Source organism: Glutamicibacter sp. Je.9.36, assembly GCF_051129975.1.
Classification (GTDB): Bacteria; Actinomycetota; Actinomycetes; order Actinomycetales; family Micrococcaceae; genus Glutamicibacter.
On record NZ_JBCPSN010000004.1, the window covers coordinates 172,345 to 185,629 of the forward strand.

A 13,285-nucleotide genomic window follows, 5' to 3' on the forward strand; every position below is an offset into this window, starting at 1 on the left:
GGTCCTTCTTAGTTGGAAGCTGGCTGGCGAACAGCCTTTAGCGCGTCCGGGTTATAGATATTGCGCGGGCTCTTCCCGGCGCAAAAGTCGATCACATTGCCGATAGTCCTGGATTTCAGCTCGGTGTAGGACTCTTCGGAGTACCACGCGGCGTGCGGAGTGAGCACGACATTCGGTTCGCTGAGGATCGGATGGTGTTCAGGAAGCGGCTCTTCTTCGAACACGTCCAGTCCGGCGCCGTAGAGCTTGCCCGATTGCAGCGCCCGCACCACAGCGTTGGTGTCGACAACTCCTCCGCGGCAGGTATTGAGCAGCACCGAGCCGTCTTTCATCTGGTCCAGGAATGAATCATCAACCAGGTGGTGGGTGTGCGAGTTCAAGGGAACATGAAGGGAGATGAAGTCGGCGCTAGCCAGCAGCTCAGCTTGGCTAACCACTTCCACCCCTTCGTCGGTAACGGTCCCGGCTTCGCGCATCGGATCGGTGCCGATCACTGTGAATCCCAGTCCCTTGGCCTTGCGCGCGGTAGCTGAGCCGATGAGGCCCAGGCCCAGGACACCGAAAACGCGGGTGTTGAAGCGATGCAGCGGCTTCACCGACTCCAGCGAGAAACCGCCGGCGCGAAGCTCGCGATCCAGCCGCGCCGTGCCACGTCCCAGCGTGAGCGCCAAGGCAATCGCATGGTCCGAGACGTCCTCGGTACCGTAGTCGGGAACGTTGGAAATGACGACTCCGCGGTCGGTAGCTGCCTGGACATCGAGGGTATCCACGCCTACTCCGTATCGGCCGATGGACTTGAGCCGCGGAAGCGCGTCCAGGACCTTGGCGGTGATCGGCGCATACTGCACCACAATGCCGTCGGCATCAGCAGCGGCGGCGATCACCTCTTCCTCGGTTGTGCATTGCGCCAGTTCCAGTTCGACCCCGGCTTTACGGGCTTCGGCGCGTTCGACATCGATGGAGTCGTGGTCGCAGTCGGTGATCAGGATCTTGATGCTCATGTTCAGGCGTCTTCTTTCAGGCGTAGGTCGCGGTCGCGGGTTTCAGGGGACTTGATAGTTGCAATGACCGTGATGGCCATCATCACCATCATGTAAATCGCCACTGGCCACCACGAGCCCGATGCCCAGGTCACCAGCGCCGAACAGATCAACGGCGCGATGCCGCCACCGAAGACGGCTGAGAATTCGCGGCCGAGCGCCACGCCGGCATAGCGGTAGCGGGAACCGAAGAGCTCCGGGAAGTAAGCGGCCTGCACGCCAACGGTGCCCTGGGCGGCGAAGATGAAACCGAGGATGATCACCACGGCCATCCAGAAGGTGCTCCCGCTGTTGAGCATCATGAAGGCCGGGAACGGGAAGACCAGCAGGAACAGCGTGATCGACAGGTAGACGGGCCGGCGGCCAAACTTGTCGGAGAGAATACCGGCCACGACCGCCGATACGCAGGCGAACAAGGCACCGATGAACAGGACTTTCGGAACGAATGTGGCGTCCACGCTCAAATAGGTAATAAGGTACGCGCCCATGAAGGTCTGGAAGATATAGGAATGGGCGTTGGCGCCGACATTCATGAAGAAGACCCGGAAGAGGCCGTGGCGTCCGTGCTTGAACACTTCGCTGACCGGCGACTGCTTTCGCTGCTCGGCATCTGCATCCTTCTGCAGCTCTTCCATGATCGGCGATTCCTTCAGGCGCCGGCGGATGATGTAGGCGGCGATGGTCACGAAGATCGACGAGAAGAACACCAGGCGCCAACCGTAGGAGAGCAGTGCTTCCTCGGGAAGCATCTGGACCAGAATCCAGACGACTGCACCGATGGCCGTGCCCGCTGCCGCGCCGACGAAGATCAATGAGGCGAAACGGCCTCGGCGTCCCTTGGCCGCTGTTTCAGCAAGCAGGACAACACCGCCGGCCTGTTCTGCCCCGGCGCCGAAGCCTTGCAGGAATCGGCAGGCGACCAGAAGTATAGGCGCCCAGATACCGGCCTGAGCATAGGTAGGCAGCAAGCCAATCGCGAAGGTGGCGATGCCCATCAGGAACAAGGTGCTCACCAGAACCCATTTACGTCCCAAGCGATCGCCGAAGCGAGAGAAGAACAAGCCGCCCAGCGGACGCGCCCCGAACCCTACGGCATACGCGCCGAACGACGAGATGATTCCGATCGCCGGAGAGACGTTGGGGAAGAAGATGGTGTTGAAGATGATTGCCGAAGCAGTTCCATAGATGACGAAGTCATATTGCTCCAGTGCAGTGCCGACGAGTCCGGCCCAGGCCGCACGGCGCACGTTAGCCTGATCAGGCTGGTGATCCGCCGTTGAGTTAGCGGAAGTGGGGTCACCCACTTGAACATCATTGTTCTGGCTCATTTTACCGTTCCGTTTCTTCGAATCCCATTTATAGGGATGGCATCCCAGTTTTGAATAAGATGACTGTAGCGCATTATGTGACCTAGGCAATAACCCGGTTCGAAATATTTGTGCACAGTGCCCCGGAAACGGGATACCCGCGATGTCATGATTGACTATCACCATGGAAAACATCAGTGGATCCAAGACCTTGGAGCGCGGCTTGGAGATTCTGGATCTTGTTGCAGCGGGCCATGAGCGCCTTGATGAGATAGCCAAAGCAGCCGGGGCAAGCCGTTCCTCGGCGCACCGAATGCTGTCCTCGCTCGTTGCCAAGAAGTTCTTGACCCTCACTTCAGACCATCACTACAAGCTTGGCCTCAAGCTGATGGAACTTGGCTCGCAGGCAGAGGAGGCCATGGACCTGCCGCAGGAAATCCAGTCAATGCTCCAAGAGATCTCTGCTCGAACCAAGGAAACATGCCACCTGGGCGTTCTGGAAGATCACGAGATTCTCTACCTTGCCAAATCGCGAGGCAGCCGGGGGTTCGAGATGGCTTCCCGCCCGGGTTCACGCTTCCAGACGCAGACCACCGCAATGGGAAAAATGCTGCTGTCGCATCTGCCTCGCGAACAAGCCTTGAAGCAATTCGATCCTTCGCGCACTGTGACCGAGTATTCCGTGAAGAACGTCGATGACTTCGACGCCGAGCTGACGCGCATCGCCCAACTTGGCTATGCTCTGGACAATCAGGAAAACGAGCTCGGATTGATTTGCGCGGCGATCGCCATCCGCGGCCGGGACGGAACGCCAATGGCCGCTATTTCCATCTCTGCACCCAGCGTCTACATGACTGAACAGCGGATCGCGGAACTGGTTGATTTGCTGCAGTCCTACGAACCGGAGTTTGCGCGCCGGATGCCCCCGCACTTCCGCGAACAATGGTCCTGAATTCCGCAAAGGAAAACCGGCTTGCAGCGCATCTCCATGATGCACCGCAAGCCGGTTGTTTATTCGTTCCGGGTGTGGACCGAAACGCTTAGAACCCCTTGCGCAAGGGGTTGAAGTGCCGGGCGATGCCTGGAACCTGCTGGCCAGCGATCTGGGCAGCCAGGATCTTGCCAGTCAGCGGTCCCAGCGCAACGCCCCACATGCCGTGGCCGCCGCCAACCGATACGCGCGAGGATCCGGTCTGGCCAATGAGTGGCATGCCGTCCGCGGTGCATGGGCGTCCACCCACCCATTCTTCTTTGCGGTTCTCCCAGTTAATCCCCTGGTAGACCGGGGTCGCAGCGGCAACGATGGCCTCAATGCGCTTCGGCTCCAGCTTGTGGTTGGCGTCGCGGAATTCCATGGTGCCGGCGATGCGGAAGCGATCGCCCAGCGGGGTGCAGGCAACGCGCTGGGTCGGGAAGTAGATCGGGTGCGTTGGCATGTGTTCCGGCTCAACGGTGAACGAATAGCCGCGGCCTGCCTGAACCACAACGTTCACACCGAACTTGCTGGCCATGTCGGTCATCCAAGCACCGGTAGCCAGCACCACGTGATCCGCAGTGATTGAACGGCCTTCGGAACCGATGACGGTGACCGAGCCGCCATTGTCGCGCACATCGGTGACGTTGAAGGCTCCGATGATGTCGCCGCCGCGGGCGATGACGGATTCGGCCAGCGAATCCATGAATTTCGGCGGGTTGATGTAGCGCTGGTTCTTGATGGCTACGCCCGCAGCGACCTTATTGGACAGGGTCGGCTCGATGCCGCGCAACTCGTCGCCGGTGAGCAATTCGTAATCAACTTCGCCGCCGGTCTTCTCGATCATCTCGAATTCATGCAGCAGCGCATCGCGGTCGCTGAGCGAGGTGAATCCGGTCAAGAATGGATTTGCCGGCTTGGCCGGCTCCTGCACGCCCGGCCCTGCCGAAGTCGCCTGCGCGATTTCGTCGAAGGCATCCAAACCGGTCGCGCCGATTTCCGAGTAGACCCGCATGGCTTCTTCCCACTTCTTCGGGGTCGAGTGCCAGGCAAAACCGATCAGGAAGCGGAGCAACTTGGCATCGGCCTTCAGCGGAATGTACAGCGGGGATGCCGGGTCGAGCATCATCTTCAGGCCGTTCTTGAAAATTGCAGGCTCTGCGATGGGCAGGGTCAGCGCTGGGGTCAACCAGCCGGCGTTACCCCAAGAGGAACCGGACGCGACGCCGCCGCGATCCACGACGGTGACCTTAATGCCCGCTTCCTGCAGGTACCAAGCGGTCGACAGGCCAACAAAGCCAGCGCCTACAACAACGACATGATCTGGCACGCCTACTCCAGCCATGATCCACTCTCCTAGCATTTCGACGGCCTCTCCACACGAGCCCGCATGTCTTCACTGTCGCGCGATCCCCAGGGAAAATCAACGCGTCCTGACGATTCGACGGTGAGCGCCACCACACCGGCAGGAGGTTCGTGTTTCATGCGGAAAATGATTGCCTATTCCGAACTTTCAACAAGTACTTCCTCCCATGCGGGAACTTTCCCCAGAGGCTGCATCACTATCGCCCATCGGAAACTTCGCCCCCAGCGCGTCCTGCGTAGACTGGAGAGAAGCGAATTACCAATCCCGCCGATCAGCCATTTCTAAGGAACCGCACCACACTCATGGCCTCACGTAAACCAGCCAAGAAGAAGCCTGCCCAGGGTCATCCCGCCCGCCGTTCCGGCGCCAGCAGCGTGCCTTTTGAATCTGAAGTGCGCCAAGCTCTTCAGCCGTTCAAGTCCTCGCTCTTCCGCCACTTCCACGAAGAGGGCCAGGCAGCCAGCGAGACCCGCGCAGCGCTCGAAGGCCTCACTACCCTGCTGACCGTGCATGCCCAGTTGCGCCAGAGCGTTGACGTCAAAACCCTGGATCCGACGATTCTGGGTGAACAGCTGGGCCACTTGACGTCGCTGGGCAAGGAAGTTTCGGAAGCCAGCGCTGCGATCCTCAAGCATTACCTGACTTTCCTGGGCACGACCGCTAATTTCGGCGGAAGCGTGGATGACTTCAAGCAGACTTTCGAATTCCTCTCCCGCATGGCTGGCGATTCACCCATCGTGGCACCCTATCTCGAAGATGATGAGGCCAACGGCAGCCTCGAAGCGATGCCCTTCGTTTTTGCGGCTCGCGAGTTGATCAGCTGGGTTGGCGAAGGCAAGCCGACCACCCCAGCTGGCGTACTCACCGGCGATACGCTGCAGGATGCGGCCAGCGCGCTGGGCCTGTTCGTCAAGGTCGATGAATCCGCCGGCGTTCCAGAGGATGCCCAGTGGGAGCCGGAAGACGGCACTGCCGTTTCTTCGCTGGCCGACATTCCACGCCTATCGGCATACTGGGACGCCCTGATCGGCACGGCCATGCTGCGCTACCAGGAACCGAACGCAACCCCAACCGAGTCGCTCAGCGATGCGCTGCTGGCATCCAGCGGACAAGGCGCCCGCTTGGTCAAGGAGCTGATCGCAGAGGTTCTCTACTCGCACATCCTGATCAACACCTTGGAGCAGCCGGGCAAGGCGCAGATCGCCGAGATGGTAGCCGGCGTGTTGAGCAATGCCGCATCATCGACACCGCCACGTGCCGAGTTCGCGTTGCAAGTTCCGACCGAAGATGACCTTCCCGCCGAGCAGCATCACCTGATTGCCAGCCTTGAGGAGGTTGTCCCCCAGGTCGAGTCCCTGCTGCGCGTCTTCGAACGCGAAGGCCTTGTCGAGATCAATGACGAGATCACGATTCCTGTGGTCTTGCGCTCTTCACTGGAACGAGCGCTGGCCAAGGTCTCTGATCATGTTTTGAAAGACACCCAAGAGGCAGAGGCTTCCGAGGTTTAGACCACCATCAACGGCAAAGGGTGCGAGAGCTAATTCGAGTTCTCGCACCCTTTGCCGTTGATTCATCGACTAGCCGATGCGCGTGGCCAGCTCGGCGTCGTGCCACGGCAGGCGATCGAACCATGGTCCCCGCTTGGTTTGCCGGCCTTCACGGCCAAAGAATCTGCGGTTGCTTCTGCGTTGATCGCAGCATCTGCCGTCTTGCTATCAAAGCCGCCCTTAGGCTCCACGGCCAGGCCTTATTGTTGCCAAATAACCGTATCCACCTGGGTACTCATGCGCGCTCGTTTCCCAGACAGGAAATGCTCTCCATAGGCGCAACACCCCGCCACGCAGGCCCATTCCGACCTGAGGCGTGAGGCAGAACGCAGAAACACGGGCTGGGTTTAAGTTATAAAAGGTACGTTGCATTACTGACAGACAACGGCGTGCGATGGGGGCACAGCGCCGATGAAAGATCAGTCCGTTTACGCAATGCAACGTACCTTTTAATCACCCTCGGATCCTTAGTGATGCCACTCGCAAAACACCACCAAGTACCTTCCCGGTGATCGGTCTTCACCGATACATGTCTAACTTATCGCGTCCTGCGAAAATCCGAAATCATACTTTAGTAGGAGGGCAGGGGTCAGAATGGGATACTTGCGCGCAGTGCCCAAACACCGTTTTCGGAACTGGTTGCAAACTTTCCACCAAATGCACGCATCCTGTCACCCATGCCAATCAGGCCTGTCCCGCCTTCGGGCAACCCACTCGCCTTCTTGTCGAAATTCCCCATCTGATTAGTAATTTCCAGGATGCCCTCTGCCCCTTGGACCGTGAGTTCGAAGGTGCACTTCCCGCCCAAGGCACCGTGCTTTATCACATTTGTTGTACCTTCTTGCATGACCCGATAAATCGCAGTCTGTGCAGAACGGGGCAATTCGGAAATTCTCTCGTCAGTGGTGGAGCTCACCTCGAAATTTGCCTCTTTTAGCCTCTGAACGAAAAGTTCTGCACCCTGAAGCGCGTAAACAGTAGTAGCGGCCGGCTTATCAATGCCCTGGGACGAGGGATCTGCCATGGTCCCATCAGCCCTCAGGACATTGAGCATCAGGCGTAAATCGTGCAAAGTCTCAGTACTCAGTTTGGCGATGACATCCAGAGCTTCGAGGGCCTTCTGCCCATCGTTTGCGAATTTCGCGGCCTTCGACTGCATGGCCACGACCGTGATGTCATGCGCGACAATATCGTGCAGATCCCGGGCGATGTTCTTTCGCTCCCGGTCGACAGCAAGACGAGTCTGCTCTTTGACCGTATGCATTTGCCGAAGAGCGAGCTCGTTCTTCTCTCGCAGCAAGTAAATATTCCTCGTTAAGAAGAACGCCATCGCCGTCAACGGGGCAATCCCGACAAGCAGAACCGCGTCTTGCCCGGACTGGATGCCGAACTGCACCATCCACGCTGCGGACAAGGTTAGGAATAAGGCCCTAACGCTCATGGCACTGGCCGTAGCTGCCAGCGCCGAAAAAATCATGAATGAAACGACAGTCCAGAAGAACAAGGCGCCGTCCGTGAGGAAGAAATAGGCAACTGCCACAAACAATCCGACGGATACGGCAACCCAGCGAAGACCAAGCGCAAGAATTGCGCACAGTCCAACGCCGAGCAACGCGCCTCGAACCGAAATATCCGACGAACCACTAAATCCGTCTTCCAGCAGAGTCACGAACTCGCTACTGGAAACCGCGATCAGAACCGCAATACCAGTCCAAACAATGACACCCCGACCAGCGAAGAGCTTGGTCAGGGTGTCCTTTAGTCGTCCATTCATATGCCGAATAATTCCCGGCTCAGATGATCAAGTCAAATAAACCGCGTTATGGGCAGGCGACGCCGTAGCGTTTGCAGAACCACTCCGAGAAGGCTGAGCCAAAGCCAGCAGGAGTAGCAACGTTGCCACTGCTGGAGGCTGGAGAACTCGCGGCAGATGCAGGAGCTGCCACGGCGGTCAATGGTGCCAGAACTAATGCTGCTACGGCCAGCATTTTCAAACCCTTCATAACAAACTCCACATCAGATCAACTTATATACTTTCAGGTGAACAGGCCAACATGAGGCCACCCGCATCGAATCAGAGGAATCAGATGGAACAAATAAAGGTCCTTATTGTCGATGATGAACCTCTAATTCGGCATGCGTTGGGCACAATCCTAGCAACAGACCCCGGAATTGTAACGGTTAATTCTGTTGAAAATGGACAGGCCGCCGTCGAGTATTGCAGCGGCAATCAAGTGGACGTTGTGCTCATGGATTTGCAGATGCCGATAATGGACGGGGTTAGCGCTACTAAAGCAATCAAATCTGCCGAAGACAGCCCCTCAGTGCTTGCCATTACCGCCTTTTCTTCTGACGACTATCTGGTTCCGGTACTGACCGCTGGGGCCAGCGGATACTTGGTAAAAGACTCTGAACCAGATGAAATTATTCATGCGATCCATGCCGTTCACCAAGGAACTGCAGCCATTTCCCCGTCGGTTTCTTCTGATCTAGTTTCTGCGGTTCGCGAAGCTTACCGGGATAATTCCCAAGACATTCAAGAACTGGCCTATGACTTGGGAATTACCAATCGGGAATTCGAGATTCTAAAACTGCTCGCACGCGGGCTAAACAATACCGAGATTTCAAGAACTCTGACTATTTCCGAAACCACGGTTAAAACCCATATGGCGAAGATTTTCGTTAAGCTGAATGTTCGCGATCGGGTCCAGGCCCTGGTTGCGGCCGCGCGTATGGGCCTCATCGAAATCCCGAAAGACTAGCGTCTGCTTTCCAGCTGTTAGTGTGAAGTCAACCTCTTTGACACCTTGCCCGGCCGGTTCGGGAATATCTGCGCGCCATATGCGTTGAACATGAGCATAGACCGCTCAAGTTTCTATTAGGAGGCTCACTTGCCAGCATTTTTCGGCGCACCGTCAGATGGCTCGTTTGAGGAATTCCTCTCTCGATTCCTGTCTTCACGTGCTCAGGCAGCACGTCCCATCGACCTCACGCGCCTGCTTTCCGCCCGCACCCACGAAGCGGTAGCCACCGCGGCAGCGATTTCCCAGGAGCATGGCCACGACGAGATTGATTCCCTGCACCTCCTGATGGCTCTGCTGCGCACCGAACCAGTCGGCGAGCACCTGACCGCCATGGGTATCGACATCGAGGCTTTGAGTGCAGATGCCATCGCGCGCATGCCCAAGTCCCAGGAGAAGGGCGAGAAGCCATCCCACCTATCGTCGGCAGCTCAGCGCAGCCTCTTTGATGCCTATCAGGTTGCTCGTAACTACGGTTCGACCTACATCGACCCGGATCATCTTTTCCTGGCCTTCGTTTTCAACCCGGAATCTCCGGTCAGCCAGCTCCTGGCGCAGCACGGCATCACCGGCCAGTCCTTGCAGCAAGCCGCCATGGAGCAGGCCCAGCGTGGCCAAAACGATGCCCAGAACCAGTCCGATTCCGAGTCCGATGTGTCCATGCTCGAACGCTACGGAACCGATCTGACCCTGCTGGCCTCCGACGGCCAGATTGATCCGGTGATCGGACGCAAGGAGGAACTGGATCAGGTTATTGAAATCCTGGCCCGTCGCACCAAGAACAACCCGGTGCTGATTGGCGAGGCAGGCGTGGGCAAGACCGCCATTGCCGAAGGCCTGGCCCGCGCCATCATCGATGACCAGGTACCAGTCCAACTGCGCAATGCGGCCTTGATCTCCATTGACCTTCCGGGCATGCTCGCCGGAACCCGCTACCGCGGAGATTTCGAGCAGCGGCTCACCGGCCTGCTCGACGAGGTAGCCGCAGCCGAAGGGCAGGTGCTGATATTCATCGATGAGATGCATCTGCTGGTAGGTGCAGGCTCTGGCGAGTCCGGCAATATGGACGCCGCAAATATCCTCAAGCCGCGTTTGGCGCGTGGCGAGCTGCACATGATCGGCGCCACTACGCTCGATGAGTTCCGCAAGGTGGAGAAGGACAGCGCGCTGGCTCGGCGCTTCGGCAAGGTTACTGTCGCCGAGCCGTCGGAGGAGACTGCACTGGCCATTTTGGACGGCCTGCGCGAATCGTACGAGGATCACCACCAGGTGCAGTACACCCCCGAAGCGCTCAAGGCCGCGGTGACGCTCTCTGCCCGCTACCTGAACGACCGCCAGCTTCCTGACAAGGCCATCGACTTGATCGATATCGCCGGTGCCCGGCGGTCCATCGCTGCCGGAGATGCCGAGGATGTGCAGTCCCTGCGTGCCGAATTGGTCGACGCCGAGCGCGAGAAGTCACGCGCTATCGGCGAGGAACGATTCGAAGAAGCTGGCGCATGGCGTGACCACATCGTGGAAATGACCGCGCGCATCAAGGCTGCCGAGGAGGCCGGCGATGCAGGGGTCACCCGGGTAGTGGATGAGAAGCAGATTTCGGAAGTGATCTCCCGATCCACCGGCATCCCCACCTCGCGCATCTCGGGAGATGACAAGGCACGCCTGGCTTCGCTGGAAGATTCCCTGCATGCTTCGGTCATCGGCCAGCACGATGCCGTTGCCGCTGTGGCACGCGCCGTGCGTCGCAACCGTACCGGAATGTCGCCAGCAGGTCGCCCCATCGGCTCGTTCCTTTTCCTGGGTCCCACCGGCGTCGGAAAGACCGAACTGGCCAAGGCCCTGGCTGCAAACCTCTTCGGTTCGGCCGAATCGCTGGTTCGCGTCGATATGAGCGAATACGGTGAGAAGCACACCGTGGCGCGCCTGATCGGAGCACCTCCGGGGTACATCGGCCATGACGAGCCCGGCCAGCTGACCGAGAAGATCCGCCGCAACCCGTATTCGGTCGTGCTGCTCGATGAAATCGAGAAGGCCCACCCGGACGTGTTCAACGTGCTGCTGCAGGTACTCGATGACGGCCGGTTGACCGACTCAGCCGGGCGCACTGTCGATTTCTCCAACACGCTGATCCTGATGACCAGCAACCTCGGCGGCGAGTACTTGGCCAACAAGGCCGGAAACTTCGGTTTCACCTCCGCCAATGCCACCAGCGAGGCTGGAGAAATCCGGGCCAAGGTCATGGGCAAGGTACGCGAGTTCATGCGCCCAGAGTTCCTGAACCGTCTGGACGAGGTACTGCTGTTCTCCAAGCTCTCGCAGTCCGAGATTGGCCAGATCGTCAAGCTGGTCATCGCCGAGACCGAAGCTCGCTTGGTGGACCAGGAGCTGAAGCTGGAGGTGAGCGACGCTGCCGTGCAGTGGCTGGCAAACGAAGGCTACGACCCCGAGTTCGGTGCCCGCCCGCTGCGCCGGCTGGTACAGCGCAAGGTACAGGATGCCATTGCCGACCTGCTGATCAGTGATTCGCTTGCCGCTGGTGACACCGTTTCGGTGGACTACGCCGCTGGCATGCTGAAGGTGCAGAAGAAAGTCGAGATGCCGACTCCACCTGCTCACAACGAGCACGCGCCAAACTACTTTGATAGCTAGGCCGGCATAGCCCAGAAAGGGGCTTGCTTGCTCGGGATTTCCGTCCCGACCAAGCAGGCCCCTTTTCTTCGCTTAGAAAGTGCGCTAGTCAGCTGCCGAAATGCAGTCAACCTCTAGCTAAGCAGGAAGACTCCCGGTACCTTTGACTGCATGGCGAACATTGGAATGATCACCCTCGATGCCCTTGACGAGAAAGCCGCCTCGGCTTGGTGGAGGGCTGTTCTGGGCGGGAAATATCTGGGCCAGTACCCGGGATTCACCATGATCAGCGTCCCTGGCTTCAGCGCGAGGTTGGGGTTCCAAAAAGTTGATGAGATCACTGCCGGCAAGAACCGGGTTCATCTCGACTTGGAAGCAAGCACCAGCCGCGAGCAGGAAGTCACCCGTTGCATGGCCGCTGGCGCAACACGCGTTGAGGACCACACCGAAGATCCCTCTTTTGGCTGGACCATTATGCGCGATCCTTACGGAATCGTCTTTTGCATTTCCGACCCACACGAGGACTGAGGACATGTCGCTGTTCGCCAGGAAATCATCGGAGGCTTCGACTCACCGGGTGCAGATCCATTTTGCCCAGCCGATGACCGAACGCCTGCGCAAAGATCATGAGGCGGGCCTGCTCGATACGTTGTTGCCCAAATACAAGTCTTCCGGAACCATCATCAGCGCCAAGACCACACTGGACGCGGCCGAGGAGCCGATCTCCAGCGACATTGACCTTGAAGTGTCCACCCCCGAACCGAAGAAGCTGTTCTCCGAATTGCTCTCTTCGCTCATCGATGGAGGGCTGGGGCATGGTTCCTGGCTGATTATTGATGGACAACGCACCGAAGTAGGCAGCAGCGAGTACGTGTTGCTTCGAACCAGGCTCGGGGCCGAATCGGACTCGGATCTGGAGCCAACAGTCAGGGCCCTGCAGCATGCATTGGGTGACGGCGAAATCGGCTGGCATGAGGATGTCTACTACCGGCATGATGGCCCGGTGTTCGTTTACAACGGCGACTCCGCCCAAGCCATCATCCACACATTGGAAACAGAACTGGTGAAGCATCCGTTGCTGGGCAACGCAGAGATCCTTTCGGTTTCCCCGCAAAAGTAAAGGACTCGATGGAACTCTCCACCACTAAGGTGCCTTCCGAGGAACACATACTCTCGCTCTACAACGCGGTGGGCTGGAGCGCCTATACAGACAACCCAGACGTACTATTCGAGGGCCTGAAGAATTCAGCATGCGTAATCTACGCCTACGACGTAGACCACCAGTTAATCGGCCTTGTGCGCGTGGTCTCGGATAATGCCACCATCTGCTATGTCCAGGACATCCTGGTGCGTCCATCTACGCATCGCACCGGCGTAGGCCGTGCTTTGTTCTCTGCCGTACTAGTGAAATATGAGCATGTGCGTCAGCTGGTCCTGATCACCGATGATGAACCCGGGCAACGTGCCTTCTACGAATCCATGGGGCTGACGGAAGCGTCGGATTTCCGTGCCGGTGCGATCCGGACCTTTGCCAAATTCTCGTAACAGCTCTCCCTTCGCTGCCTGGCCTGTATAGACTGACCATTCATCGATAATGAGGAGTTATTCTTGCGCACCCGTTCG

11 protein-coding genes are annotated in these 13,285 nt (G+C 58.4%); 7 read left to right on the forward strand and 4 right to left on the reverse strand.

Annotated elements, in window-relative coordinates; translation table 11 throughout:
• Positions 1–8 precede the first annotated feature (8 nt).
• Together AAZQ98_RS11750 and AAZQ98_RS11755 are read right to left on the reverse strand one after the other, a co-directional pair.
• A complete protein-coding gene (locus AAZQ98_RS11750; RefSeq protein ID WP_434692476.1) occupies positions 9–1,001 on the reverse strand; it encodes a C-terminal binding protein in 993 nt (330 codons plus the stop codon).
• A 2-nt stretch (positions 1,002–1,003) separates the two neighbouring features.
• Entirely contained in the window at positions 1,004–2,368 is a 1,365-nt protein-coding gene (locus AAZQ98_RS11755) for an MFS transporter (protein ID WP_434692479.1), read from the reverse strand.
• A 163-nt stretch (positions 2,369–2,531) separates the two neighbouring features.
• Here AAZQ98_RS11755 and AAZQ98_RS11760 point away from each other — a divergent pair, with 163 nt between their 5' ends.
• A complete protein-coding gene (locus tag AAZQ98_RS11760) occupies positions 2,532–3,299 on the forward strand; it encodes an IclR family transcriptional regulator (RefSeq protein ID WP_434692482.1) in 768 nt (255 codons plus the stop codon).
• 88 nt (positions 3,300–3,387) lie between these two features.
• Here AAZQ98_RS11760 and AAZQ98_RS11765 read toward each other — a convergent pair whose 3' ends face one another.
• Entirely contained in the window at positions 3,388–4,665 is a 1,278-nt protein-coding gene (locus AAZQ98_RS11765) for an NAD(P)/FAD-dependent oxidoreductase (RefSeq protein ID WP_434692485.1), read from the reverse strand.
• A gap of 323 nt (positions 4,666–4,988) precedes the next feature.
• On the opposite strand from AAZQ98_RS11765, the gene AAZQ98_RS11770 reads away from it, so the two are divergent.
• A complete protein-coding gene (locus AAZQ98_RS11770) occupies positions 4,989–6,194 on the forward strand; it encodes a hypothetical protein (RefSeq protein ID WP_105662421.1) in 1,206 nt (401 codons plus the stop codon).
• Between the two features lie 628 nt (positions 6,195–6,822).
• On the opposite strand, the gene AAZQ98_RS11775 is transcribed toward AAZQ98_RS11770, so the two are convergent.
• Complete coding sequence (locus AAZQ98_RS11775; RefSeq protein WP_434692488.1) at positions 6,823–8,007, reverse strand: sensor histidine kinase; 1,185 nt, start codon at positions 8,005–8,007, stop codon at positions 6,823–6,825.
• Between the two features lie 313 nt (positions 8,008–8,320).
• Here AAZQ98_RS11775 and AAZQ98_RS11780 point away from each other — a divergent pair, with 313 nt between their 5' ends.
• The 5 genes from AAZQ98_RS11780 (at position 8,321) to AAZQ98_RS11800 (ending at position 13,207) form a co-directional block, all read left to right on the forward strand.
• Positions 8,321–8,995 carry a response regulator gene (locus tag AAZQ98_RS11780; RefSeq protein WP_105658609.1) on the forward strand — a complete coding sequence of 225 codons (675 nt, stop codon included), beginning with the start codon at positions 8,321–8,323 and terminating at the stop codon, positions 8,993–8,995.
• Positions 8,996–9,124: 129 nt separating this feature from the next.
• Positions 9,125–11,683 carry an ATP-dependent Clp protease ATP-binding subunit gene (locus AAZQ98_RS11785; protein ID WP_434692491.1) on the forward strand — a complete coding sequence of 853 codons (2,559 nt, stop codon included), beginning with the start codon at positions 9,125–9,127 and terminating at the stop codon, positions 11,681–11,683.
• Between the two features lie 150 nt (positions 11,684–11,833).
• On the forward strand, positions 11,834–12,190 hold the full coding sequence (locus AAZQ98_RS11790) for a VOC family protein (RefSeq protein WP_434692492.1): 357 nt from the start codon (positions 11,834–11,836) through the stop codon (positions 12,188–12,190).
• Positions 12,191–12,194: 4 nt separating this feature from the next.
• Positions 12,195–12,782: a hypothetical protein gene (locus AAZQ98_RS11795; protein WP_434692494.1), complete on the forward strand. Its 588-nt coding sequence runs from the start codon at positions 12,195–12,197 to the stop codon at positions 12,780–12,782.
• 8 nt (positions 12,783–12,790) lie between these two features.
• Positions 12,791–13,207, forward strand: coding sequence for a GNAT family N-acetyltransferase (locus tag AAZQ98_RS11800; protein ID WP_434692496.1), 417 nt, complete (start codon positions 12,791–12,793; stop codon positions 13,205–13,207).
• Positions 13,208–13,285 lie beyond the last annotated feature (78 nt).

Coding starts and splice junctions, on each gene's coding strand:
- AAZQ98_RS11750 (WP_434692476.1), bottom strand. CDS start 1,001: ATGAGCATCAAGATCCTGATCACCGACTGCGACCACGACTCCATCGAT.
- AAZQ98_RS11755 (WP_434692479.1), bottom strand. CDS start 2,368: ATGAGCCAGAACAATGATGTTCAAGTGGGTGACCCCACTTCCGCTAAC.
- AAZQ98_RS11760 (WP_434692482.1), top strand. CDS start 2,532: ATGGAAAACATCAGTGGATCCAAGACCTTGGAGCGCGGCTTGGAGATT.
- AAZQ98_RS11765 (WP_434692485.1), bottom strand. CDS start 4,665: ATGGCTGGAGTAGGCGTGCCAGATCATGTCGTTGTTGTAGGCGCTGGC.
- AAZQ98_RS11770 (WP_105662421.1), top strand. CDS start 4,989: ATGGCCTCACGTAAACCAGCCAAGAAGAAGCCTGCCCAGGGTCATCCC.
- AAZQ98_RS11775 (WP_434692488.1), bottom strand. CDS start 8,007: ATGAATGGACGACTAAAGGACACCCTGACCAAGCTCTTCGCTGGTCGG.
- AAZQ98_RS11780 (WP_105658609.1), top strand. CDS start 8,321: ATGGAACAAATAAAGGTCCTTATTGTCGATGATGAACCTCTAATTCGG.
- AAZQ98_RS11790 (WP_434692492.1), top strand. CDS start 11,834: ATGGCGAACATTGGAATGATCACCCTCGATGCCCTTGACGAGAAAGCC.
- AAZQ98_RS11795 (WP_434692494.1), top strand. CDS start 12,195: ATGTCGCTGTTCGCCAGGAAATCATCGGAGGCTTCGACTCACCGGGTG.
- AAZQ98_RS11800 (WP_434692496.1), top strand. CDS start 12,791: ATGGAACTCTCCACCACTAAGGTGCCTTCCGAGGAACACATACTCTCG.